This is a genomic window from Nonomuraea sp. NPDC003707, assembly GCF_053587055.1.
The window spans coordinates 82716-105843 of the sequence record NZ_JBSFNK010000009.1; the positions used below are offsets into that span (position 1 = coordinate 82716).

The window sequence follows — 23128 nt, forward strand, 5'->3', positions numbered from 1 at the left end:
GCAGCCTCCGGTGCGGTGTGCGGCGGCCGGTGGGTGGGATCACGGGCCGCCGCACCAGAGCGAGCGAGCCGGGGCTGGTGGCCTAGCGGTCGGCTTCGCGAACGGTCGTGTCCACCTCGCCCACGCGGTCGGCTTCGCGGATGGCGGTGCCGACCTCGCTCACGCGGTCGGCCAGCAGGCCGAGGGCGCCCACAGCCCGGGCCATCGGGTCGTCGTCGGCGCCGCCCAGGGCCTTGGCCTTGAGGTAGGCGGTCTTGATCTCCGCCCAGCGTCCGGCCTGGGCCGGGGTGAGGCGGCCGCGCAGTTCGGCTAACTTGAGCAGGTTGGCCTCGGCGTCCGTGGTCAGGGTCTGGGCCTCTCCCAGGTAGTGGTCGTCGATCACCGCTTCCAGCTCGGCGTCGTTCATGGCGGGGACGATGCGCTCGGCCAGCTTGTTCATGTTGCGGTACGAGCCCTGCAGCCGGTACGGGGGCTCGGTGCGGGCCGCGTCGGACTGGGCGGCCGAGGCGATGTAGGCCTGGTTGTTGGCCAGCACGACCTCCTGGACGCGTACGAGCTTGGCCAGCACGCTGAGGATCTGATCCAGCTCCGGCTTGCTGTACGGGTGACGGAGCTGGTCGGGCTGGACGGTCGTGTCACCCCTGGCGAGCCGTACGAGGAGCTCGACGTCCGCGCGGTCGCGGCCGGAGAGCGGCGCGAGCACCGGGTTGGAGGTCAGCGCGTTATCCACATAGCTCAGCGCGAACAGGTCGTCCTTGCCCGACAGGACGTCGCCCAGGTTCCAGACGTCGGCGCGGTTGGCCAGCATGTCGGGAATGCGGAAACGCTGCCCGGACTCGGTGTACGGGTTGCCCGCCATGCACACTGCGAACCGCTTGCCACGCAGGTCGTACGTGCGGGTGCGGCCGTTCCACACGCCCTCGATGCGCCGCTGGGCGTCACAGAGCGAGATGAACTTCTGCAGCAGCTCCGGCGAGGTGTGCTGGATGTCGTCGAGGTAGAGCAGCGTGTTGTTGCCCGTCTCCAGCGCGAACGAGATCTTCTCCACCTCCTGCCTGGCCGTCGCGTCGGGCGCGTCCGCCGGGTCCAGCGAGGTCACCTCGTGGCCCAGGGCCGGGCCGTTCACCTTGACGAACACCAGGCCCAGGCGGCTGGCCACGTACTCCATCAGGGTCGTCTTGCCGTAGCCGGGCGGTGAGATGAGCAGGAGGAGGCCCATCTGGTCGGTACGCTTGCCCGCGCCCGCCGCGCCGAGCTGCTTGGCCAGGTTGTCGCCGATCAGCGGCAGGTACACCTCGTCGAGCAGGCGGTTGCGCACGAAGGCGCTCATGACCTTGGGCCTGTACTCGTCCAGGCGCAGGCGGTGGCGCTCGGCCTCGACCAGCTCGCTCCTGCGCCGCTGGTAGGCCCGGTACGCCGGGACGCGCTCCTGGCGGAAGCGACGTGTTCTGGTGAGGAGCTCGTCCAGCCGGATGTCGAGTTTGCGGTCCCTGATGCGGGGGTGGGCGCCCAGGAGGCCGTCCACGGTCTCCTGGACGGCGGCGCTGGAGTCGTGGCGGGGGACGTCGCACAGCTGCACCGCGATGGCCTCCGCCACCTCGGGACCCTGGTGGTAGGCGGCCATCCAGGCGTGGGCCAGTTGCAGGCGCTCGGGGAGCGGGACGCTCTTGAGCTCGTCCTCGAACTCCCGGAGCTTGGCCGGGCCCAGGGTCTGGCGGAAGCCGTCGAGGAGGTCGCGCGCCGCCTTGCCGGTCACGAACCCGAACGGGCCGCTGCCCAGCTCCTCGACGAGATACTCCCCCGCAAGCCCGGCCCCCGTGACGGTAGGGTCGGGCGCCGGCGTGCGGAGGCCCGCTGCCAGCGCGCCCGGCGGGTTCGGGCGGAGGCCGCCGACGAAGTCCGCGATCAACGTCTCCAGCTCGACCGCCAGCGAGTCCAGGGCAGGGGTGGGGCCGAAGACGGCGCGGGCGCGGACGAGCGACACGGCGCGCGTGGTGAATGTTTTACGTGAAACCTCGTCCAACCCGAAGGCCCAGAACAGCTGCGCCGCCGCCCGCACCTCGGCCGGGTACCGCAGCAACCCCGCCCCCGACCGCAGCCGTACCAGCACGTCCAGGATGGCAGCGGCGTCGTGGTCGTGGACCCCGCGCTCGTACCCCTCGTCATAGCGCGACTCCACCGCCTGCCGCACCGCGTCCTCAAGAGCGGCCCCGGGGGAGAGGGAGTCCAGGAGCGAGGCGGCCAGGTGCTCGCCCCGGTACACCTCAGGCGTCTCCGACACCAGCAGCTGGTCCCAGAAGGGCCGGGTGTCGGCGAAGGAGGCGGGCACCGGCGAGCGGTAGTCGGTCCCGGTGATCGCGAAGTGCATGGACACGCGCTCATGCTCACGGCCGCTTCCGTGCGGCACCAGCGTCAGGTCGATGGGCTGGGTGTTGACGGCGAAGCGGTGGCGGCCGAGCCGGAGCGTCTCCCCGCCGTCGGAGAAGAGGTCGAGGCGATCCCGGAGGGCCCGGCCGGCCTCCTGCTGGGCGGACTTGACGCGCCCGTCCAGCTCCTCGGCCCGTACGGCGTCCCCGAGCGAGCGCAGCTCGACGGCGGCCGAGCGGACCTTGGCCACCATCGGGTCGGTGGCGAAGTACGTGTTGACATCGTCCAGGGAGGCGAGGGCGCCGAGGCGGCGGGTGATGCTGCCCAGGATGCGTTCGGCGGAGGAGAAGACGCGGTCGGCGCGCCGGGCGAGGTCGTCGAGCTGGGTCTGCTTGCGGGCCGAGAACGCCTCGTAGACGTCCTCCCGCTTGGCCGACAGCTGCGCCGCGAAGTCGTCGAACTCGCCGAATCGCGACTCCAGGGTCTCCAGCTGCAGCATCAGCCGCCCGAGCTGTTCGTCGCACTTGGCCGGGGTGTCCGCCATCGCCAGCGCGCCCGTGATGGCCTGGCCGAGCAGGGCGAACTCGGCGGCGAACGCGGCCCGCCCCTCCGTCCCGAGCAGCTCGCGCCGACGCCCGTCCAGGATGGCGCGCGCCCGGTTCACCCCGCCGAGGACCTCGGCGATCCGGCCCAGGATGGAGGTGCGTACGGTCGCGTCGGCGATGTCCAGCGAGCCGACGACCTCCGTCACCACCTCCAGCCCTTCCGCCTGCGCGGCCAGCCGGTCCGCCACGGGGGCGGCCTCCGCGACCGTGCCGATCGCGGCCGCCCCGGCGGCGAGCTCCTCGACGGCCGCGTGGTAGGCGGTGAACGCGTCCACACCTTGTAGGAACTCGACCGCCCGCCTGCCGACGGACGCCAGCTCCTCCGTCACGGAGGAGGACAGCGCGTCCAGGCCGGTCAGGTCGATGTAGCGGGTCTCGCGCAGCGTCACCAGGCGACCCTGGGCCCGCCGCAGCGTGGCCAGCGTGTCGACCCAGGCGTCCGCGGTGACGGGACTGTCCGCCCGCGCCTCGCGTACCAGGTGGGTGATCTCCTCGGAGGCGGTGGCGAGGGCCTCGGCGGCCTGGCGGGTGAGCTGCTCGACGTTCTCGTACTCGTCCAGCACCTGCTCGGCCGTGGCGCGCACGTCGGCGAGCGGCCCGCTCAGGCCGTGCTCCTCGAGCCAGTGATAGGAGTCGAACGTCCGCGTGCAGGCCGCGATCAGCCCCTCGAACGTCCCCGCGGACGCCGCCATCTCCTCGACCATCCGCGACACGGACAGGCAGTCGGAGATGCCGCGCACCAGCTCCGCGTTGCCGATGCGCTCCAGGGGCCCCGTCCCGGCGGGCTGGGCGGCGGCGTACGTGTCGGAGACGTACGGCGTCTGCCAGACCTGCATCGGGTGCACCCGGGTGGGCTCGTCGGAGGTCGCGCGGAAGACCACCATCGTGCCGTCGTCGAACAGCGAGTAGCCGTGACAGACGATGGGGTTGGCGACCTCCTTCCTGATCACGTTGTACGGCAGCAGCAGCGAGCGCCCGTCACCCCTGGCGTGGAAGACGTACAGGACGTCCTCGCCGTTGGGCGAGCGGACCACCCGTTCGAACTCCAGGTCCGTCACGTCCGTGTCGAACGTCTTGCTGGCCCCGGTCGCCAGGTAGTAGCCGCCGGGGAAGATCAGCCCCTGGTCCTCGGGCAGGCGCTGGCACGCCTGGCCGAGACCGTCGAGCCTGATGACGGCCTTGGTGCGGGTGTTGAAGACCAGGTGGCGCCACTCGGTCTCCTTGTACGGCCTGATCCGCATGAGGACGAGCGGCCCGACCCTGGCGTACTCGACGTCGGCGTCCGCCAGGCTCTGCAGCGGTTCGGCGACCGGCTCGGCGTAGATGCCGGCGCCGGTCTCCGTGTTGTTCTCGATCTTGATGGTCAGGTCGCCGCCGACCGTCTCGACGAACACCTCGCCCTCGATCGAGATGTGCGGGTGCCGTCCGAGCACGTGGTCGTCGCGCGTGGTCGGCGTCCACTCGAAGTCGTGGGACGGGGGGAAGGTGTGATCCCGCTCCCCCCGGTTGTCCACATATTTCGGGACTCCGCCGTTGTCGACCGTCCACCGCAGCACCCGCAGGTCCGCCGGCCCCGTCTGGAACACCGCCAGCAGCTTGCCCTCGACCCGCCGCAGCTGCTGCAGCCTGGTCTCCTTGTAGTACCGGTACAGCTCGGCGAAGTCCTTCTTGAACGCCGGATCGTCCAGCGTCTCCAGCTTGTCGGCGTCGAACCTGAACGCGTCACCGTCCCTGGAGAACCGGTGCACCGCGAACACGTCCGCCACCGCCGTCTCCGGCTTCAGCCCGATGAAGACGTTGTAGCCGAAGAGCATCACGTCGCCCAGGGAGACGATGTCCCTGGGGACGCAGTTGTTCTCCGTGCGGATCCGCTCGGTGCCCAGCAGGCGCAGCTCCGCGCCCCCGAACACCTTCAGCCGCGCCCCGTTGAGCGCCTCGGCCGCCGCCGTCAGGGTCTTGGCCTGGGCCTGGAGCCTGTTCCTGAGGACCTCGTAAGTCCCCGCCTCCAGCTGGGTCACCTGGGTCACCGAGCGGCCCCGGCGAGCGCCGCCACGGGGGAGTCGGCCACGCCGAGCCTGCGGGCCGTCTCCAGCAGCTCGCCGAGCGCCGTCGCCTGCGGGCCACCATCCTGGATGAGCCGCAGGAGGAGGGCGGAGACGGTCAGGTTCTTGATGTCCTCGGTACGCACGCCGCCGATCACGTTCGCCAGGTCGGTCGCCAGGCTGGCCGAGCCGTTCACGTACGGCGAGACCAGCGCCCCCGCGACCTCCGAGTGGTCCACGAACCCGTCGACCACCTTGCCCGCGGTGATGGAGCCGACCACCTTGTCGAAGAACATCGTGTCGCCGCCGACGATGTCGATGTTCGCCTTGGCGAGACCGGCGGCCAGCACGCTGGCCTGCGACTCCGCCACCTGCCGCGACACGTCGATGTGCTTGAGCCTGATCTCCTTGTCGGCCTCCAGGCGCAGGCGGTACTCCTCGTGCGCCCTGCTGGCCTCGTCCAGCGCCGCCATCGCGGCCGCCTTCTGCGTGAGACCCTCGGCCTCGGCCTTGAGCTTCTCGCCGACCGCGGCCGCCCCGGCCAGCGCCATCGCCTGCTCACCCTCGGCCTGCGCCTTGAGCCGGTCGCCCTCGACCAGCGCCATGGACCTGGCGCCGTCGGCCTCGGCGGCCAGCCGCTCCTTCAGCACCAGCGCCTCCGCGCGGCCCACTTTCTCGATGGCCTCGGCGTCGCGCTCCTTGACCTGCACCTCCGCCAGCCCGGCCGCGGCCGACTCGGCCTGGATGCCCTCGGCCAGCCGGATCTTGGCCCTGGTCTCCAGCTCGGCCGCCTGCTGCCTGGCCTCGGCGAGCACCAGCTCCTCGCGGGCCTTGAACTTGGACGCGGCCTCCGCGGCCTCGGCCGCCTTGATGTCCTTGACCAGGTTCTCCTGGGCCTCGGCCTCGGCGGCGATGATCACGGTCTGGCGGGTGCGCTCGGCCTCCTCGACCACGCGCAGCCGCTTGATGCTCTCCTCCTGCTCGGCCACGGTCTTGTCGACCGCGATGCGCTCGCGGATGACCTCGGCGATGGTCCGCTTCTCGGTCTCGACCTCTTTGTCCTTGGCGATGCGCGACAGCTCGGTCTCCCGCTCGCGGGCGATGACCTCCAGCACGCGGTCCTTCTCGATCCGCTCGGACTCGATCGCGATCACGCGCTCGCGGTTCTTCTCGGCGACCGCGATCTCACGGGCGCGGTTCTCGTTCTGCACGCCGAGCTGCTCGTCGGCCTTGATGTTCGCGCTCTGGGCGCGCAGCCGCTCCTCGGCCTGCACGCGGGCGATCTCCGCCTCCTCGCGGGCCTTGACGGTCTCGATCTCCCGTCGCTGCTTGAGCTCGGCGTCGGCCTGGCGGCGCTGCAGCTCCAGGATGGCCTCGCGGGCGTCGACGTTCTGGCGGGTGATCTCCTTCTCCTCGTTGCGCTGGAACTCGTTCGTGCGCACGTGCTCGATCGCCGTCAGCTCGGTGATCTTGCGGATGCCCTGCGCGTCGAGGATGTTGCTCTTGTCGAGCTGCATGAGCGAGGTCTGCTCGAGGTAGTCGATGGCGGCGTCCTCGAGGCTGTAGCCGTTCAGGTCCGTGCCGATGAGCCGGATGATCTGGTCCCTGAACTCGTCGCGCTTGGTGTAGAGGTCCACGAAGTCGAGCTGCTTGCCGGCCGTCTTGAGCGCCTCGGAGAACTTCGCGCTGAACAGCTCCTGCAGCGTCGACTCGTCACTGGCTCGGACGGTGCCGATGGCCTGGGCGACCTTGATGACGTCCTCGGCGGTCTTGTTCACGCGGACGAAGAACGTGATCTTGATGTCGGCCCTGATGTTGTCCTGGCAGATGAGCCCTTCGCGGCCGGTCCGCTCGATCTCGATGGTCTTGACCGAGATGTCCATGGTCTCGGCCTTGTGGACGACCGGTAAGACGACGGCGCCGGTGAACGTCACGTCCACTTTGTTGACCTTGGAGATGATCAGTGCCTTGCCCTGATCCACCTTGCGGAAAAGGCGGCCGATGACGACGAGCAGGCCAATCACGATGACCAGGATGACGGCGAGAAATACGCCGAAGCCGGTGGAGATGACGTCCATCAGTGCTCACTTTCGTAGGGCATGACCCAGAAGAATTCGCCGTCTTTGTCGTATTCGAAGATGAGTGCGTCGTCGCCGCGGGCGAGGCGGTCCTCGCCGGTCGTGCGTACCTGCACGATCGCGGACGAGCCGTCGGCGGCCGTGACCTCGGCCTGGCCGAAGTCAGGGGTGGCCGCGCCGGTACGGATCACGCACATCTGGCCGACGAAATCACCACGCGAATGCCGGTCCCCGGCAGGGAACAGCCTGCGTAGCGGACCCAGCAGGCCACGGATGGCCAGCCAGGCCCCGACCGGTGCGGCGAAGGGGACGGCGATCAGCAGGCCGCCACTCGCCACCACGCTGCCTATCAGGCAGAGCAACCAGGCCAGGGCAATCAACAGCGAAAGCACGATCCCGGCCGGGACTCCCCCGAGGCCCAACCAGGTGGCGTCATCTTCCAGTTCGAACAGCCCGGTGATCACGGTCAGCCAATAGCCGATGACCACCACGAGAAGGAAAGTGAAAATGACAGTCGGAAAGCTCAGTACGGTGTCTAAGAACTCGATCATCCCGCCCCGTGTGCCCATCCCCCGTTGATGTCCTGACGGACTATATACAGATAAAGCACGACTAAAGCGGAAAGTTCCCGAAAAGTCTGGTGACTTTTCCCTACTTGACCTCCACTTAGGTTGAGGTTGCAGGGTTGGGCTCATGACTGACGTGATGAGAGCCGCGGCCTTCGCCGAGCCCGGCGGCCCGGAGGTCCTGAAGGTGATGGAGCTGCCCGCGCCGCAGGCGGGTCCCGGCCAGGTCAGGGTGCGGGTGCGCGCGGCCGGCGTGCAGCCGTTCGACACGGCCGTACGGGCGGGGTGGTTGCCGCCGTACATGGGACCCGCCCCCTACCCGCGCATTCCGGGCAACGAGTTCGCGGGCGTGGTGGACCAGGTGGGCGACGGGGTGACCGGGGTGTCCGCGGGGGACGAGGTGCTCGGGTTCTCGGCGCTGTACGCCTATGCCGAGTACATCGTGGTGCCGGGGACGGACGTGGCGCCCAAGCCGGCGGGGGTGCCGTGGGAGGTGGCCGGCGGGCTGACCTCGGGCGTGCAGACCGCCGAGCTGGCGATCGACGGGCTCGGCCTCGCGGAGGGCGAGACGCTGCTCGTACACGGCGCGGCCGGGTCCGTGGGCACGGCGGCCGTGCAGATCGCCCGGCGGCGCGGGGCCACCGTGATCGGCACGGCCCGCGAGGCCAACCACGACTACCTGCGCGATCTCGGCGCCATCCCGGTGGTCTACGGCGAGGGGCTCGCCGACCGGGTACGCGCGCTCGCCCCGGACGGTGTGGACGCCGCGCTCGACGGGGCCGGAGGTCACGCGCTGGAGGTCTCGATCGAGCTGGTCAAGGACCGCGCCCGGATCGTCACGCTGGTCGAGCACGGCAAGGCGGCCGAGCTGGGCGTCCGGGTGGTGCAGGGGCAGCGCTCCGCCGAGCGGCTCGGGCGCTACGCCCGCCTGTACGCCGAGGGCGCCTTCACGTTCCCGGTACGCAGGACGTATCCGCTGGAGGACGCGGCGGAGGCGCACCGGGAGATCGAGACCGGCCACGGCCAGGGCAAGATCGTCCTTCAGATCCGCTGACGTACGGCCTCGGCGACGGCGAGGCCGATCTCGTTGAGCTCGGTCTCCCCGTCCTTGACGTCCCACAGCGCGTTCTGGAGCACCCGGCCGAGCGTCCACCCGGCAGCCCGCCGGGGGTCGAGGCCGAGCCGGTCCACCATGAGGTCGAAGCGGCGCAGCACGGCCCGCCGCACGTCGCCGGTCGCGACCACGTCGTCCCAGCGGTTGTGCAGGGCGGGCAGCAGGTCGAACCCCGGGTCGCCCGCCAGCGGCTTGGGGTCGATGCTCAACCACGGCTCCCGGTCGGCGGCCAGCACGTTGTCGTAGTGCAGGTCCCAGTGCAGCAGCCGGTCGCCCGGCTCGGGGACGAGCTCGCCGACGGCGCCCGCGCAGTAGCGCACCCAGTGGCGGTCGCTCTCGCGCGGCAGCTTCGCCACGGCGCCGTCCACGTCGTCCAGCATGGCCCGGGCGATGTCGCCCAACCGGCGCATCCCCTCGGGCGCCCGGTAGGACACCAGGCGGGCCAGGAGGTCCGCAAGGATGCCCAGGGCCTTCATGTCGTCCGGCATGCCGGACAGGGAGCGGTCGGCCTCCAGCCGTTCGAGCAGCAGGGTGCCGGTCCCGGGGTCGGAGTCGAGCAGCAGCACCGACGCGTCACCGGCCCAGGTGCGCAGGCCGGGGGCCTCGGTGGCGTTCTCGTCGTTGACGGGCTGGAGCTTGAGCGCCGCCTTCGTGCCGTCCTCGCGTACGACGGGCAGCACGAGGGACACCACCCCGTGCCTGGACTCCCCGTCCAGCCGCAGCGCCCACTCCTCCAGGTAACGCTCGGCCAGCGCGGGCAGCCCCGCGGACCAGGCGCGACCGGCCTCCCCGTCCCATTTCACGTGGGACTCGGTCAACGCCTCCGGCACCCTGATCTTCATGCCCCCAGTCTGCCCGGGGACGCCGGTTCAGAAGTGCCAGGGGTACGGCGACCAGTCGGGCTCGCGCTTCTGCAGGAAGGAGTCGCGCCCCTCGGCGGCCTCCTCCGTCATGTACGCCAGCCGCGTCGCCTCACCGGCGAACACCTGCTGCCCGACGAGCCCGTCGTCGATCGCGTTGAAGGCGAACTTGAGCATGCGCTGCGCCGTCGGCGACTTGCCGTTGATCTTGCGGCCCCACTCCAGGGCTGTGCGCTCCAGCTCCTCGTGCGGGACGACGGCGTTGACCATGCCCATGCGGTGCGCGTCGGCCGCCGTGTAGGTGTCGCCGAGGAAGAAGATCTCGCGGGCGAACTTCTGCCCGACCTGTCGCGCGAGGTAGGCCGAGCCGAAGCCGCCGTCGAAGCTGGCCACGTCGGCGTCGGTCTGCTTGAAGCGGGCGTGCTCGGCGCTGGCCAGGGTGAGATCCGCCACGACGTGCAGGCTGTGGCCGCCGCCCGCGGCCCAGCCGGGCACCACGCAGATCACGATCTTGGGCATGAACCGGATGAGCCGCTGCACCTCCAGGATGTGCAGCCGCCCGGTGGCCGCCGAGCCGTCGGCGTACTGGTAGCCATCCTTGCCCCTGATGCGCTGGTCGCCGCCGGAGCAGAAGGCCCACCCGCCGTCCTTGGGCGAGGGGCCGTTGCCGGTGAGCAGCACGCAGCCGACGTCGGTGGTCTGCCTGGCGTGGTCGAGCGCGCGGTAGAGCTCGTCCACGGTCTGTGGGCGGAACGCGTTGCGCACCTCGGGGCGGTTGAACGCGATCCGCACCGTGCCCTGGTCGACTGCCCGGTGGTAGGTGATGTCGGTGAAGTCGAATCCCTCGACCGCCTGCCACGCCTTGGGATCGAACAGCTCGGAGACCATGCGCCAGAGCCTAACGGATCTGACCTTCGGCCCATTCGGCCCACTCCTGCTGGGCCTTGCCCAGTCGCAGGCCGTATTCGAGGCTGATCCGGCCGTACGCCGAGAGGTTGTCCTCGCGGTTCTCGAGGAACTCGCGGAGGCCCTCCAGGTGCTCCACGTGCTTGCGGACGCGTTCGGCCTGGTGGCGGAGGTATTCGCGGGCCTGCTCGGGCGCGACCTGGGCCAGGAAGAACACGCGGAGCAGCATGTCGCTGCGCAGGACCCGGGTCGGCTCGACCTCGGTGATCCAGTGGCGCAGCTCGGCCAGGCCCGCTTCGGTGACCGCGTACTCCTTGCGGCCGCGCGGGCCCTCGGCCGACACGTCCACGAGTCCCGCGTCGGCCAGTTTGCCCAGCTCCGCGTAGAGCTGGCTCTGCGTGGCGGGCCACACGTTCGACAACGAGATGTCGAACATCTTCATCAGGTCGTATCCGCTCGCGGGCCCCTCGGAGAGCAGTCCCAGCACGGCGTGTCGAAGGCTCATATTCCTATGTTGACATATCAGCGCAGGAGGTTCTAGCTTCGACATGTCACTTTAGGAATGTGGAAGGACACCCCACCATGCGCGGCCTGCTCGGCTTCCTGCCCTGGATCGTCTACGCGGTCATCGCGACCAGCGACGAGTGGCGCTGGGGCGCCATCACCGGGCTCGTCATCGCCCTCGGCCTCGTCGTCATCGACCGCAGGGCGGGCAAGGCCTGGGACGAGATGGTGATCGAGAGCAGCGCGGCGCTGTTCTTCGCCTGCCTCACGGCGCTGTCGCTGGTGGCCCCGCACTCGCCGCTCACTCCGTACGGCCCCGCGCTGGTCAACGTCTGGCTGGCGGGCACCGCCTGGGGCTCGCTGGCGATCCGCAGGCCCTTCACGCTCGGCATCGCGCGCACGATGGCGCCGAAGGAGGCCTGGGAGACCCCGCGGTTCTACCGCGTCAACGCGTTGATCACCATGGTCTGGGCGGCGGCCTTCACCGTCGCCGCGGCCTCCCTGACGCTCGTGCTTTCCGTCTCACCTCACGCGACGACGCTCGTCATCGCCATCAAGGTGCTCACATTCGTTCTGCCCGCCGTCTTCACGGCCTGGTATCCCAAGCGCGTGCGGCAGGCGCCGGCTAAGTGACCTCCGCTCGCAGCTCCGCGAGCAGCTCGCCCTGGTCGGCGAGCATGTCGGTGAGAATCCTGCGGGCAGCCCCGAGCAGGTCGGCCAGCTCGGGTGTGGCCAGCGTGTAGACGACGGTGCTGCCCTCGCGAATCGCGCTCACGATCCCCGCTCTGCGCAGGACGGCGAGCTGCTGGGAGAGGCTCGAGGCCTCGATGTCGATCTGGGCCAGCAGATCCCGGACGGGAAGCGGCCCTTCCTGGAGTAGCTCCAACACTCGGATGCGAGCGGGGTGGCCGAGCGTTCTGAAGAAGTCGGCCTTGGCCTGGTGGACCTCCACGTGCATATAGCCCAGACTAATCCAGCGCAGTTGCATAATTCTTCAAGTCGTAACGTTGTTGGATAGCATGACAGCGGGGACTAGGGAGTAGCCATGGGCCGAGGAAGAGCCAAGGCGAAGCAGACGAAGGTCGCTCGCCAGCTGAAGTACACCAACCACAGCATCGACTATGACCGGCTTCGCGAGGAGTTGGGAGCCGATGCGCGTAGCGAGGAGATCTATCCGCCTACGGCGTCCGAGCAGGAGTCCGAGCGCGCGCAGTGACGCGGGTCAGGTTCGCGGGTGCGAGCGTGACGTTCTTCAGCCGCCTGGCCTCCGGTGCCTGATCGGGTGCCGTGAGCTCCAGGCGGTGCAGTACCTCGCGGATGATGACGCGCATCTCCAGCAGCGCCAGCTGCGCGCCGACGCAGAAGCGCCGCCCGCCGCCGAACGGCATCCAGGCCCTGCTCTGGGGCCCGTCGAGGAAGCGCTCCGGGCGGAACTCGTCGGGTTCGGGGAAGGCGGCGGGGTCGTGGTGCACGAGCGGGATGAACGGTCCGGCGTACCATCCGGCGGGGATCTCGTACTCGCCGAGCCGTAGCGGGGCGTCGAGCATTCTCGGCGCCTCGTAGACGACCGGCCTGACCCGCAGCACCTCCTTGACCACCGCGTCGAGGTAGGTCTCGTCGTCGGGGAGCCGGTCGAGGATCTCGGGCATGCGCAGGAGCCGTTCGAAGGCCCAGGCGAGGCCGGTGGCGGTGGTCTCGTGCCCGGCGAGGAGCATGGTGATCAGTTCGTCGCGGATCTCATGGTCGCCCAGCTCGGTGTCCAGCAGGCGGCCGAGCACGTCGGTGCCTCCTGGCGCGGCCCGGCGGCGGCGGATCTCGTCGAACAGGATCGCGTCCACCTCGGCGCTCACCCGTACGAACCGGGGGTAGGGCCCGAACGGGATCCTGCGGAACTTCTCCGGGAGCATGGGGATCAGCGGGGACCCGCCGGTCTCGATCAGGTGGGGCAGCAGCGCGCGGAGCCGGCTGACGCGCCCGGCGTCCCGGATGCCGAAGATCAACCGGATGATGATCTCCAGCGTGATGTCCTGCATGCGGTCGCGCAGCGCGAACGGCCTGCCCAGCGGCCAGGTCGCGATCCGCTCCGCCGCTATGGCCGCGATGTCGTCGCGGTAGCCGGCGACCTGCTTGGCGCGCAGCGGCGGGTTGAGCAGCTTGCGGTGCCGCCACCACGGGTCGCCGTCGAGCGTGAGGACGGAGTGCTCGCCCACCAGGTGCGCGAGGAACTCGCGTCTCGCCTCGCCCGCGCGCCCGCCGCCGTGGTCGGTCCGGAAGACCTGCTCGGCCAGCTCCCCGGTGGTCACGTAGACCTCCGGCGGGAGGCCGGTGAAGCGGACCGTGAAGATCGGCCCGTACTTGCGCCGGAGCCTGGTGAGCATGCCGGGCGCGTCCCGGATGAACCACGCCGTCTGCACCGCCGAGGGAAGTCTCGGCCCTGGAGGAATCATTTCCGACCTTTTCTTGTATACGTACGTCCGTCATAGACGCTTGTATATATCTGTAGCATGGATCACGTGGCACGAACAGAGGCCGGTGGATACCGGGAGAGACTGCTGGCGGGAGCGGTGAGCTGCCTGCAGGAGAAGGGCTATGCCCGTACGACGGCCCGGGACCTGGTAGCCGCCTCAGGCACCAACCTGGCCTCCATCGGCTACCACTTCGGCGGCAAGGACGCGCTGCTGAACGAGGCTCTCGCCGAGTTCTTCGACCAGTGGATCGCCCAGGTCGAGCGGGCGATGTTCAGCTCGGAGCCGGGCAGCGCGCGGGAGATGCTGGAGCGCGCCATGACGGAGCTGGTCGACAGGTTCGAGGAGCTGCGGCCGCAGCTCGTGGTCTTCGTCGAGGGCTACCCGGCGGCGCTGCGCGAGAGCGTGCTGCGGGAACGGCTGGCCGAGTCGTACGCCCGCTGCCGCCGTGCGGGCGCCGACATGGTGCGCCGGGCCGTCGCCCAGTTCGACATCGAGCTGCCGGTGGCGCCCGAGGTGCTCGTGTCGGTGCTGGTGGCCATCACCGACGGGCTGCTGCTGCAGTGGCTGCTCGACCCGGCCGCCACGCCCAATGCCCGGCAGGTCGTCGATTCCCTCGCCGCTCTCTCGTCGCTCATCGCGTAGCAAGCCTCTGACCTGGGGAGGAATGTCACCGGCGGGGTCTGGTGGGTTCCTTTCGGTGACGAGGTGATCAAGACATGCGTGTGTCAATCGTGGGTTCTGGAAGACTCGGCGTGCCTCTTGGCCGCCTGCTGTCGACGGGCGGACACGAGGTGTTCTTCAGCGACGCCGACCCCGGCCGCGTGGAGGCGGCCACGGCGGCGACCGGCGGGCAGGCCCAAGGCGGCACGCCGAGCGAGGCCGCGCGGTTCGGCGAGGTCATCGTGCTGGCGGTGGGGTGGGAGGCGTTCCGCGCCGTGTCGGCGGAACTCGACGGCGCGCTCTCCGGCAAGATCGTCGTCGACCCCAGCAACCCGATCGCCGAACGGGACGGCCTGTCCGTGGTGGTCGCCGTCCCCGGCGGGCTCACCAGCCCGCAGTACCAGCAGCACGTGCTCGGGGCGGAGGTCCGGCTGGTGCGGACGTTCAACACGAAGTACTCGAAGGAACTGCTGACGCTGGGGACGGCGGGGCAGCGGGGCGGGTCGCGGGCCGACATGCCCTACTGGGGGGACGACGAGGCGGCCAAGAAGGCGGTGGTGCCGCTGATCGAGGACGCCGGCTTCACCGCCATCGACGGCGGCGGCCTCTCCGACGCCCTCTGACCCCCACCACACACCCGGCCACCCGCGAACCGCCTCCGCTCCCGGCCCCGCCACACGCCCCACCCGCAGCGCTGATCGCCGCCCGGGTGCCGTCGTGCGCATTGCGCCGCCGCCCACCGTCCCGCCGACCCGGCGCCGGAGGGTGTGGGCCGAGGTCGGCGAATGCGCGCTTGGCGGCCGTGCGGTGGCGCTGGTCCCTTGGCGCGCCGCGTCGGCGGGACGTGGTGCGGTGGGGCCTGGCGCTCTTGTGCGGTGGCGCGCCGGGGATGCGCCCCCTGGGGCCGACGCGCGGGACGCCGTCCCCGGTGCCGGGTGGGGCGGGGGGTCAGGTGGCGCAGGTGTCGTGGGTGGCGTCGAAGCCCTTGATCGACTCCGTGTCGTCCGCGCGCAACGGCTTCAGCCCCGTCCAGTCCGAGCCGATCACCAGCACCAGCCGGTTCGTCTGCGCCCCCGCCACCTTCCGCAGCGTGGAGTTCTGGAGGTCGTTGGTGAGGGTGGGGACGCGGGTCTCGCCGTTGGGCCCGTACAGGAGGGTGGTCTTGGCCTGCGGCTTGCGGGCGGAGTCGCCGATCTTGGTGATGTGGTAGCCGCGCTGCTCCAGGGCGGCGGCCACCTGGGTGCCGAGGCCGCCGCGCCAGGTGCCGTTGCGGAGCTCGATCTGGATCTTGGTACGGCCCACCTTGGCCTGGCCGCCCTTGACGCCCTGGACGCTCTGGTCCTTGGCCACGATCTGGAACAGGTGGCCGGCCTGCGGCTGCACCCACTCGACCCGGCCGGGCTGGGTGAGGGAGTAGTGCCAGGGGGTGGTGATGAAGCGGATCTGCCCGGCGTTCAGGCCCTGGAGGCTGGTCGCGAGGTCCTTCATGACGCCGAAGTTCAGGCCGCGGTCGGTGGTCACCGCCTTGGTGCCGGCGTCGAGGATGCCCAGCAGCTTGGCGGGGTCGGTGAGCGTCTCGCCGCTCATGACCTTCTTGACCATCGACGCGATGAACATCTGCTGCCGCTGGATGCGCCCGATGTCCGAGCCGTCGCCCATGCTGTAGCGGGCGCGTACGTAGCCGAGCGCCTGCTCGCCGGTGAGCGTCTGCCGCCCGGCGGGCAGGTGGAGCAGGGCCTTCTTGTCGTTCACCGGCTCGGGCAGGCAGATCTCGACGCCGCCGATGGCGTTGACCATGCTCTTGAAGCCGGTGAAGTCGACCTTCACGAAGTGGTCGATGCGGATGTGGGTGAGCGTCTCGATCGTCTTCCAGGTGCAGGCGATGCCGCCGGAGTTGAACGACTCGTTGATCATGCCCAGGTGCGGCCGCTGGCCGGGCAGGCCGCCGGTGGCGCGGCAGGCGGGGAGCTGGACGAGCGAGTCGCGCGGGAAGCTGACGACCATCGCGTTGTCGCGCTTGGACGACACGTGCACGAGCATGATCGTGTCGGTGCGCTCACCCGCGATGTGGTGACCGTACTTGGCGTTCTTGCCGTCGCGCTGGTCCGATCCGACGACCAGGACGTTCATGGCGGTGCCCGCGACCTTGGGCGGCCGGGTGGCGCCGAGGTCGTCGGCGGTGACGTCGATGTGCTTGACGTTGCCGGTCAGCTTCGCGTAGACGCCGACGGCCACGCCCGCGACCAGGAGGACCACGGTCACGGCGACCGCGATCGTCCAGCGCAGCCAGCGGCGCCGCCGCCGGGGTGGCGCGCTCGGTTCGGACGGGGGCGCGTCGACTAGCCCGCTGCTCACGTGACTCCAGAGGGACGGGGCCGCGGGTCGCCGCCCATGGCCAAGAGCCTCGCCGTACAGATCTCGGCCGGTTGAACCTGCCCGAGTGTACTCAGTCGGGCACCTTCATGAGGAACGATCTGTCCCCAACGTCGTCAGTCGGGCAGGTTAACGCGCAGTGAAACCGTGCCGCGCAGGTCGAGCCAGGCCGTGCCCGGGCCGCGTACCAGGCGGAGGATCACCTCCTCGCAGCCGGGACACCGGGCCACCAGCCCGGGGTCGGGGCCGTACACGCGGAGCGAGGCGACCGGGCCCGCGAGGCCGCAGCTCGCGCAGCGGCCGGTGGCGGCGGTGACGTCCACGGCGAAGATCTCTCCGAGCGGGCCCGCCAGCGCGTTGCCGTCGAGGTGTTCTGCGGTCATGTGAGCTCCCCCTATCCGAAGCGTTCGGTACGGATGCGCTCGGGCGCGTGCCCCAGCGCGAGCAGCAGGTCGGCCGCCGCCTCCACGAACCCCGTCGGCCCGCACACGTAGCAGTCGGGCTCGAAGGTCGCGGGCCAGCCGCCCTCGGCCAGGTCGTCCAGCATGATCCGCCCCGCCGGGCGGGACACGCCGGACGGCGCGGACCTGGTGTAGAGGTAGGAGATGTCGAGCCCCGGGTCGGGGCGGCGCAGCTCCTCGGCGTAGTAGCGGCGGTCCGGGTCGCGCAGCGAGTAGAGCAGGCGGAACGGCACCCGGCTGCCCACCTGCCTGCGCGCCCTGATCATCGCCATCAGCGGCACGATCCCCGACCCGCCGGCCACCAGCACGACCGGCGCCTTGCTCTCCGGCCGCCAGACGAACCAGCCGCCCACCGGGCCGCGCAGCTCGACCTGGTCGCCGACCTCGATGACCTCGGTCAGGTACGGCGACACCTCGCCGTCCGGGGCGGTCTCCACGGTCAGATCGACGAGGTCGCCGTCGGCGGGGCCGGCCAGCGAGTAGCTGCGCTGCGCGGTGTAGCCGTCCTCGGCCGTCAGCCGCACGTCCACGTGCTGCCCCGCCAGGTGCCCCGGCCATTCGGGCACCCGGAACCGCAGCGTGCGCGCGGTCGCGGTCTCGGTGACGATCTCGGCGAGCTCGGCCGCCCGCCAGGCCAGGCGGCGCACCTCAGTCGCCCTCGTAGCGCTGCTCGCGCCACGGGTCGCCGTAGTTGTGGTAGCCGGCGGTCTCCCAGAAGCCGGGCCAGTCCTCGTTCAGCAGCCGGATGCCGCGTACCCACTTGGCCGACTTCCAGAAGTACAGGTGCGGCACGATCAGCCGGGCCGGGCCGCCGTGCCGCGGCTCCAGCTCCTCGCCGTCGAAGCGGTGCACGATCCACGCCTTGCCGTCGAGGAGGTCCTCGAGCGGGAGGTTCGTGGTGTAGCCGCCGTACGAGTAGATGAGCGCGTATTCGGCGGCGGTCTCGACGTCCTCGAAGAGCACGTCGAGCGAGACGCCCTCCCAGGTGGTGTCCAGCTTGGTCCACTTGGTCACGCAGTGGATGTCGACCATGGGAGTCTCACTGGGCAGCGCCATGAACTCCTGCCACGACCAGCGGTGGGTCTGCTCCGCCTCGGTGTCGATGGCGAACTCCCACCGGTCCAGCGGCACCCGCGGCGTCGGCCCGGCCGACAGCACGGGGAAGTCGTCGACGAGGTACTGCCCCGGCGGCACCCGGTCGCCGTCCGGCCGGTGCCGTCCGCGGAAACCGCGCGAAATGATGTTCACGCCTCATTTCATCACGCGATCAGCTCTGACGCGGTGTCACCAGGCCCGACTCGTACGCGAAGACCACGAGCTGTGCCCGATCGCGTGCCCGCAGCTTGGTCATGGCCCTGCTGACGTGCGTCTTCGCGGTGGTCGGGCTGATCACCATGTGCGCGGCGATCTCGTCGTTGGACATGCCGCGGGCGACCAGCGCGGTCACCTCGCGCTCGCGGTTGGTGAGCACCTCCAGGCCCTGCGGGTCCGGCTCGGGGCGGCGGGCCACGTACTCGCCGATGAGGCGGCGGGTGATGGCGGGGGACAGCAGCGCGTCGCCGCGGGCCGCGACCCTGACGCCCTGCAGCAGGTCGGCGGGCTCGGTGTCCTTGACCAGGAACCCGCTCGCGCCCGCCCTGAGCGCGTTGACGACGTACTCGTCGAGGCCGTAGTTGGTGAGGATCACGACGTGGACCTCGCTCAGCCGCTCGTCGGCCGCGATGCGCCGGGTCGCCTCGATGCCGTCCATCACCGGCATCTGGACGTCGACGAGCGCCACGTCGGGCAGGTGTTCGAGGGCGAGGGCGAGGGCCTGCTCGCCGTTGGCGGCCTCGGCCACGACCTCGATGTCGTCCTCGGCCTCCAGCAGGGCGCGGAAGCCGCCGCGGATGAGTGCCTGGTCGTCCACGAGCAGCACGCGGATCACGTCGGTTCCCCCAGTGGAAGCTCTGCGCGTACGGTGAAGCCGCCCTCCGGGCGGGGCTCGGCCCGCAGCCGGCCGCCGAGCGCCGTGACCCGCTCGCGCATGCCGAGCAGGCCCACGCCGGGCACGGTCGGCGCGTCCCTGCTCGCCAGGCCGTCGTCGTCCACCTGCACGACCAGTTCGTCGCCGCCGAAGTCGACGCGTACGGACGCCGCCGCCCCGCCCGCGTGCCTGGAGACGTTGGTGAGCGCCTCCTGGACGATCCGGTACGCGGCCCGGTCGACCTCGGGCGGCAGCTCGTGCCGTACCCCCGAGATCGTCACCGTGGCGGCCAGCCCGGTCGAGCGGGCCCGCTCCACCAGGTCGTCGAGCCGGTCGAGCCGGCTGTCCTGCGCGCCGGAGCCGTCCGGGGCGTCGGTGTCGCGCAGCACCTCCAGCGTGGCGCGCAGCTCGCGCATGGCGTCCCCGCTGGCCTCCTGGATGGCCAGCAGCGCCCCTGGCACGTCCTCGCCGCGCTTGCGGGCCAGGTGCACAGCCACGCCCGCCTGCACCTTGATGACCGAGATGCTGTGCGTGAGCGAGTCGTGCAGCTCCCTGGCGATCCTGAGCCGCTCCTCGCCCGCGCGCCGGCGCGCGACCTCCTCGCGGGTGCGCTCGGCCTCCACGGCCCGCTGCTCGACCTGCTCCAGGTACGCCTGCCGCTGCCGGGTGACCGTCGCCGTCACCCCCGACGCCAGGAACCAGCCGAGCAGCAGCGTCGTTCCCTGGACGATGTCCTTGGGGCTCTGCCCGGTCGCGGTGGCCAGGTTGATCGCCAGGCTGACGCCCAGGAACACCGCGCTCGCCAGCGCGGGCAGCAGCCGGTGTCCGGCCCATACCGCGGCGAAGACCGCCATCAGCACGGGGAAGGCGGCGGGCGGGCCCGGCTGGGCGTGCACGGAGAAGACGAGCATGCTGACCGTGCCGACGACCAGCGGCACCAGGGGCGCGCGGCGCCACGCGACGAGGGAGAGCGAGCCGGCCAGGACGGCGGCCAGGTCCAGGGCGCCCGCCTGCGGCGTGACCAGCACGGTGGCGGCCAGCATGACGGCCACGACGGCGGCGAGCGCGCTGTCCACGGCGAGCGGGTGCCATCCGCGCAGAAAGGTCATCTCTGCACATTAGAGCGTTGACCAGGGCACAATCCTCGCCGCCTGGATGTAATTCCGGACTACTCCCGGCGAAGTACTCCGCACGAAGGTGCTTCCGGGGCGGTAGGTGCATGAGTCAACCACGGCACGACGCCACGAGGCATGAGAAATACCACGATATCCGGCTATGGAGACACAGTTCCGTTATGTCACGCCGGTGCAGCCGCAGGCGGCGACCGGCCGGGTGGCCCAGGTCTACGCGCAACTCGCGGACGACTTCGGCATGGCGCGCATGGCGGTCTTCCTGACGCTGTCGCCCGCGCCGGACGTGCTCGCCGCGACCTGGGCCGCGCTGCGCGAGTCGCTGCTGGCCGGGACCGCGTCCAGGACCGGGAAGGAGGTCGTGGCGCTGGGCGTGTCGTTGGCGAACCGGTGCCCGTTCTGCGTGGCCGCGCACACGACGCTGCTGCACGCGACCGGCGACCACCGGCTGGCGGAGACCATCGCCGCCGGCGGCACCCCCGACGACCCCGAGCACGCCGCGCTGCTGGCCTGGGCCACGTCGCGGCGCGGCGCGGTGGAGATCGGACCGGAGCACATCGGCACGGCGCTGACCTTCCACTTCATCAACCGCATGGCCTCGGCGCTGCTCACCGAGAACCTCCTGCCCGCGAACCTCCAGAAATCGCGCCTGGTCAGGAGCGTGGGCGGCCGGGTGATGGCCCGTACCGTGCGCAGGCGGCTGACACCGGGCGCGAGCCTGCCCCTGGTCGCGGACCTGCCCGCGCGGCCGGAGCCCGCCTGGGGCGCCGGCGAGGCCGTCGGCGCCGCCTACGCCGCGCTGCGGGCCGCCGGAGCCGCCGGTGGGGAACTGCTCGGGGACGCCGCCGGCGCCGCCGTGGCGGACACGGTGGCGGCCTGGGACGGGGAGCACCCGCCCATGGGCGGCGCCTGGCTGGACGCGCCGCTCGCCGAGGTTCCGGCGGGGGAGCGCGCCGGGGCGCGGCTGGCCCTGCTCGCCGCGCTCGCGCCGTACCGGGTGACCGACGCCGACGTGGCCGCCTGGCGCGGCTCGCGGCCGGACGCGGACCTGGTACGGCTCTGCGCGTTCGGCGCCGCCTCGGCCATGGAACGCATGGAGACCTTGATCACCGCCTCAGGGCACGGGGACGCCCTCCCCGCGCGAGCACTCTCGGGAGATGGATCATGACCGCGCAACACACCCTTGCCGTCCGGCCCGTGACCTGGCCCATGCGGGCGCTGACGGCCGTGGCGGGCCTGCACGTCGTCGCGCTGCTGGTGCAGGCGGTGACGGCGGGCCTGCTGCTCTCCATGCCCGGCGGCCGGGCGCTGCACATGGCCTCGGCGATCGCCCTGCTCGCCGTCGGGCTCGCGCACGTCGTCGTGGCGATCCTCGTCCGGTGGCCGGGCGGGGGGACCGCGAAGTTCATCGCTCCGGCCGTGGCGCTGCTGGTGGCCACGGTGGTGGCGGCGATCCTCGGCGCGGCCCACGTGAAGGCCGTGCATGTGCCGCTCGGGGTGATGATGTTCGGCGGCGGGGTCGCCCAGCTCGCCAGGGTCACCTCGCGGCGATGACATCCACACGACGCGACGTGCTGCGGCTGCTGGGACTGGGTGCGGTGGCGGTGGCCGGGGTGCCGGGCTGCTCGCTGATCGCCGGAACCCCGCAGCCACAGCTCCTGACGAGCGCGGCGCCGCTGCCCAGGCCGTACGCGGTGCCGCTGCCGGTCCCGGAGACGGCCAAGCCGGTGCGCAGCGCGGGCGGGGCCGACTTCTACGAGCTGACCGAGCGGGCGGCCGAGGTGGAGGTGCTGCCGGGCCTGCGTACCGGGATCTGGGGGTACGGGGGCACGTTCCCCGGCCCGACCATCGAGGCGCGCGCCGGGCGGCGGACCGTCGTGAAGCTGGTCAACCAGCTCGGCGAGCCGACCGTCCTGCACCTGCACGGCGGACACACCCCGCCCGAGTCCGACGGCTTCCCCACCGACCTGGTGGCGCCGGGGGCGTCCCGCGAGTACGTGTTCCCGCTGGAGCAGCGGGCCGCCACGCTCTGGTACCACGACCATCGCATGGACTACACGGGGCCGCAGGTCTGGCGCGGGCTGGCCGGGATGTTCCTGGTGCGGGACGCGGAGGAGGAGGCGCTGCCGCTGCCCGCCGGGGAACGGGACCTGCCGCTGCTGATCTGCGACCGGTCGTTCGCCGCCGACGGCACGATGCTGTATCCGGCGCTGGAGGGCCGGCCCGGGGTGCGGGAGGCGTACATGGGGGGCGTGCTCGGGGATGTGATCCTGGTGAACGGGGCGCCGTGGCCCGAGCTGCGGGTGGCCAGGGCCCGATACCGGCTGCGGCTGTGCAACGCCTCCAACGCCCGGACGTACGAGCTGGCGACCGGCGGGCCGCTGGTCCGGATCGGCTCCGACGGCGGGCTGCTGGCTCAGCCGCGTACCGTGCGGCAGCTCCGGCTGGCTCCCGGCGAGCGGGCCGACGTGGTGGTCGACTTCTCCGCGTACAAGGTGGGCCAGCAGGTCGAGCTGCGGAACCTGGCGGGGGAGGGCGCGCAGGCGAGGGTCATGCGGTTCGCCGTGGATCGGGACGAGAAGGACGAGTCGTCCGTGCCGGAGCGGCTGTCCACGGTGGAGGCGCTCGATCCCGGGAAGGCGAAGGTGACGCGGGAGTTCGAGTTCAGCAGCGGGGGGATGGGGTGGCTGATCAACGGCAAGCCGTTCGACCCCAAGCGCATGGAGGCCAGGCCCAGGCTCGGGGACATCGAGGTCTGGCGGCTGACCAGCGACGTCGCCCATCCCGTGCACCTGCATCTCGACCACTTCCAGGTGCTGACGGTGAACGGGGAGCGACCTCAGGGGCCGCCCGAGTGGAAGGACACCGTCGAGCTGCGCGAGGCGCAGACCGTGGAGATCGTCACCAGGTTCACCGACTATCGGGGGCGGTACGTGCTGCACTGCCACAACCTCGAACACGAGGACATGGCGATGATGGCGGCTTTCGAGGTGGTATGACCCCGCGGCGGTCCACCGGGAGGGGGTGG

General features: G+C 71.1%; 22 protein-coding genes. 8 read left to right on the forward strand and 14 right to left on the reverse strand.

Annotated features, from left to right (window positions below):
* Positions 1 to 82 precede the first annotated feature (82 nt).
* The 3 genes from ACWDRB_RS24390 to ACWDRB_RS24400 are packed head-to-tail and all read right to left on the reverse strand — an operon-like array spanning position 83 to position 7643.
* On the reverse strand, positions 83 to 4999 hold the full coding sequence (locus tag ACWDRB_RS24390) for a DNA repair ATPase (protein ID WP_449897107.1): 4917 nt from the start codon (positions 4997 to 4999) through the stop codon (positions 83 to 85).
* On the reverse strand, positions 4996 to 7092 hold the full coding sequence (locus ACWDRB_RS24395) for a flotillin family protein (protein ID WP_449897109.1): 2097 nt from the start codon (positions 7090 to 7092) through the stop codon (positions 4996 to 4998). The genes ACWDRB_RS24390 and ACWDRB_RS24395 overlap by 4 nt, the downstream gene beginning before the upstream one ends.
* The gene (locus tag ACWDRB_RS24400) at positions 7092 to 7643 is read right to left on the reverse strand and encodes a hypothetical protein (RefSeq protein ID WP_350724016.1); all 552 of its coding nucleotides are present in this window, start codon (positions 7641 to 7643) and stop codon (positions 7092 to 7094) included. Before ACWDRB_RS24400 ends, ACWDRB_RS24395 begins: the two co-directional genes overlap by 1 nt.
* A 154-nt stretch (positions 7644 to 7797) precedes the next feature.
* Between ACWDRB_RS24400 and ACWDRB_RS24405 the strand changes: the two genes are divergently transcribed.
* Positions 7798 to 8712 carry an NADP-dependent oxidoreductase gene (locus ACWDRB_RS24405; protein WP_449897650.1) on the forward strand — a complete coding sequence of 305 codons (915 nt, stop codon included), beginning with the start codon at positions 7798 to 7800 and terminating at the stop codon, positions 8710 to 8712.
* On the opposite strand, the gene ACWDRB_RS24410 is transcribed toward ACWDRB_RS24405, so the two are convergent.
* The 3 genes from ACWDRB_RS24410 to ACWDRB_RS24420 are packed head-to-tail and all read right to left on the reverse strand — an operon-like array spanning position 8700 to position 11043.
* Complete coding sequence (locus ACWDRB_RS24410; RefSeq protein ID WP_449897111.1) at positions 8700 to 9614, reverse strand: aminoglycoside phosphotransferase family protein; 915 nt, start codon at positions 9612 to 9614, stop codon at positions 8700 to 8702. The genes ACWDRB_RS24405 and ACWDRB_RS24410 overlap by 13 nt on opposite strands.
* A 27-nt stretch (positions 9615 to 9641) precedes the next feature.
* Positions 9642 to 10520 (reverse strand): 1,4-dihydroxy-2-naphthoyl-CoA synthase, encoded by an 879-nt coding sequence (locus ACWDRB_RS24415; RefSeq protein ID WP_355193061.1) that lies wholly within the window; start codon positions 10518 to 10520, stop codon positions 9642 to 9644.
* A 10-nt stretch (positions 10521 to 10530) separates the two neighbouring features.
* A complete protein-coding gene (locus ACWDRB_RS24420) occupies positions 10531 to 11043 on the reverse strand; it encodes a PadR family transcriptional regulator (protein WP_449897114.1) in 513 nt (170 codons plus the stop codon).
* Positions 11044 to 11102: 59 nt separating this feature from the next.
* Here ACWDRB_RS24420 and ACWDRB_RS24425 point away from each other — a divergent pair, with 59 nt between their 5' ends.
* Positions 11103 to 11675, forward strand: a complete 573-nt coding sequence (locus ACWDRB_RS24425; protein ID WP_449897116.1) for a hypothetical protein — start codon at positions 11103 to 11105, stop codon at positions 11673 to 11675.
* On the opposite strand, the gene ACWDRB_RS24430 is transcribed toward ACWDRB_RS24425, so the two are convergent.
* A complete protein-coding gene (locus tag ACWDRB_RS24430) occupies positions 11668 to 12000 on the reverse strand; it encodes an ArsR/SmtB family transcription factor (protein WP_090938046.1) in 333 nt (110 codons plus the stop codon). The two genes, ACWDRB_RS24425 and ACWDRB_RS24430, sit on opposite strands and share 8 nt — an antisense overlap.
* Positions 12001 to 12087: 87 nt before the next feature.
* Here ACWDRB_RS24430 and ACWDRB_RS24435 point away from each other — a divergent pair, with 87 nt between their 5' ends.
* Positions 12088 to 12258: a DUF3073 family protein gene (locus ACWDRB_RS24435; protein WP_350724005.1), complete on the forward strand. Its 171-nt coding sequence runs from the start codon at positions 12088 to 12090 to the stop codon at positions 12256 to 12258.
* On the opposite strand, the gene ACWDRB_RS24440 is transcribed toward ACWDRB_RS24435, so the two are convergent.
* The gene (locus tag ACWDRB_RS24440; protein WP_449897120.1) at positions 12221 to 13489 is read right to left on the reverse strand and encodes a cytochrome P450; all 1269 of its coding nucleotides are present in this window, start codon (positions 13487 to 13489) and stop codon (positions 12221 to 12223) included. The genes ACWDRB_RS24435 and ACWDRB_RS24440 overlap by 38 nt on opposite strands.
* A gap of 66 nt (positions 13490 to 13555) precedes the next feature.
* Between ACWDRB_RS24440 and ACWDRB_RS24445 the strand changes: the two genes are divergently transcribed.
* Positions 13556 to 14152 carry a TetR family transcriptional regulator C-terminal domain-containing protein gene (locus ACWDRB_RS24445; protein WP_350724003.1) on the forward strand — a complete coding sequence of 199 codons (597 nt, stop codon included), beginning with the start codon at positions 13556 to 13558 and terminating at the stop codon, positions 14150 to 14152.
* Positions 14153 to 14226: 74 nt separating this feature from the next.
* Complete coding sequence (locus ACWDRB_RS24450) at positions 14227 to 14793, forward strand: NADPH-dependent F420 reductase (protein WP_449897122.1); 567 nt, start codon at positions 14227 to 14229, stop codon at positions 14791 to 14793.
* 325 nt (positions 14794 to 15118) lie between these two features.
* On the opposite strand, the gene ACWDRB_RS24455 is transcribed toward ACWDRB_RS24450, so the two are convergent.
* From ACWDRB_RS24455 to ACWDRB_RS24480, 6 genes are all read right to left on the reverse strand, one after another.
* Positions 15119 to 16525, reverse strand: a complete 1407-nt coding sequence (locus ACWDRB_RS24455) for an LCP family protein (RefSeq protein ID WP_449897124.1) — start codon at positions 16523 to 16525, stop codon at positions 15119 to 15121.
* A 134-nt stretch (positions 16526 to 16659) separates the two neighbouring features.
* Positions 16660 to 16926, reverse strand: coding sequence for a DUF6510 family protein (locus ACWDRB_RS24460; protein WP_185069447.1), 267 nt, complete (start codon positions 16924 to 16926; stop codon positions 16660 to 16662).
* 11 nt (positions 16927 to 16937) lie between these two features.
* The gene (locus ACWDRB_RS24465) at positions 16938 to 17651 is read right to left on the reverse strand and encodes a ferredoxin reductase (protein WP_449897126.1); all 714 of its coding nucleotides are present in this window, start codon (positions 17649 to 17651) and stop codon (positions 16938 to 16940) included.
* Between the two features lies 1 nt (position 17652).
* Complete coding sequence (locus ACWDRB_RS24470; protein WP_363979053.1) at positions 17653 to 18252, reverse strand: sulfite oxidase-like oxidoreductase; 600 nt, start codon at positions 18250 to 18252, stop codon at positions 17653 to 17655.
* Positions 18253 to 18271: 19 nt separating this feature from the next.
* On the reverse strand, positions 18272 to 18931 hold the full coding sequence (locus ACWDRB_RS24475; RefSeq protein ID WP_449897129.1) for a response regulator: 660 nt from the start codon (positions 18929 to 18931) through the stop codon (positions 18272 to 18274).
* Entirely contained in the window at positions 18928 to 20079 is a 1152-nt protein-coding gene (locus ACWDRB_RS24480) for a sensor histidine kinase (RefSeq protein ID WP_449897131.1), read from the reverse strand. Before ACWDRB_RS24480 ends, ACWDRB_RS24475 begins: the two co-directional genes overlap by 4 nt.
* Before the next feature lie 166 nt (positions 20080 to 20245).
* Here ACWDRB_RS24480 and ACWDRB_RS24485 point away from each other — a divergent pair, with 166 nt between their 5' ends.
* The 3 genes from ACWDRB_RS24485 to ACWDRB_RS24495 are packed head-to-tail and all read left to right on the forward strand — an operon-like array spanning position 20246 to position 23099.
* Entirely contained in the window at positions 20246 to 21268 is a 1023-nt protein-coding gene (locus ACWDRB_RS24485) for a carboxymuconolactone decarboxylase family protein (protein ID WP_449897133.1), read from the forward strand.
* Entirely contained in the window at positions 21265 to 21654 is a 390-nt protein-coding gene (locus tag ACWDRB_RS24490) for a hypothetical protein (RefSeq protein ID WP_350723988.1), read from the forward strand. The genes ACWDRB_RS24485 and ACWDRB_RS24490 overlap by 4 nt, the downstream gene beginning before the upstream one ends.
* Entirely contained in the window at positions 21651 to 23099 is a 1449-nt protein-coding gene (locus ACWDRB_RS24495; RefSeq protein WP_449897135.1) for a multicopper oxidase family protein, read from the forward strand. The genes ACWDRB_RS24490 and ACWDRB_RS24495 overlap by 4 nt, the downstream gene beginning before the upstream one ends.
* The last annotated feature ends 29 nt before the right edge of the window (positions 23100 to 23128 follow it).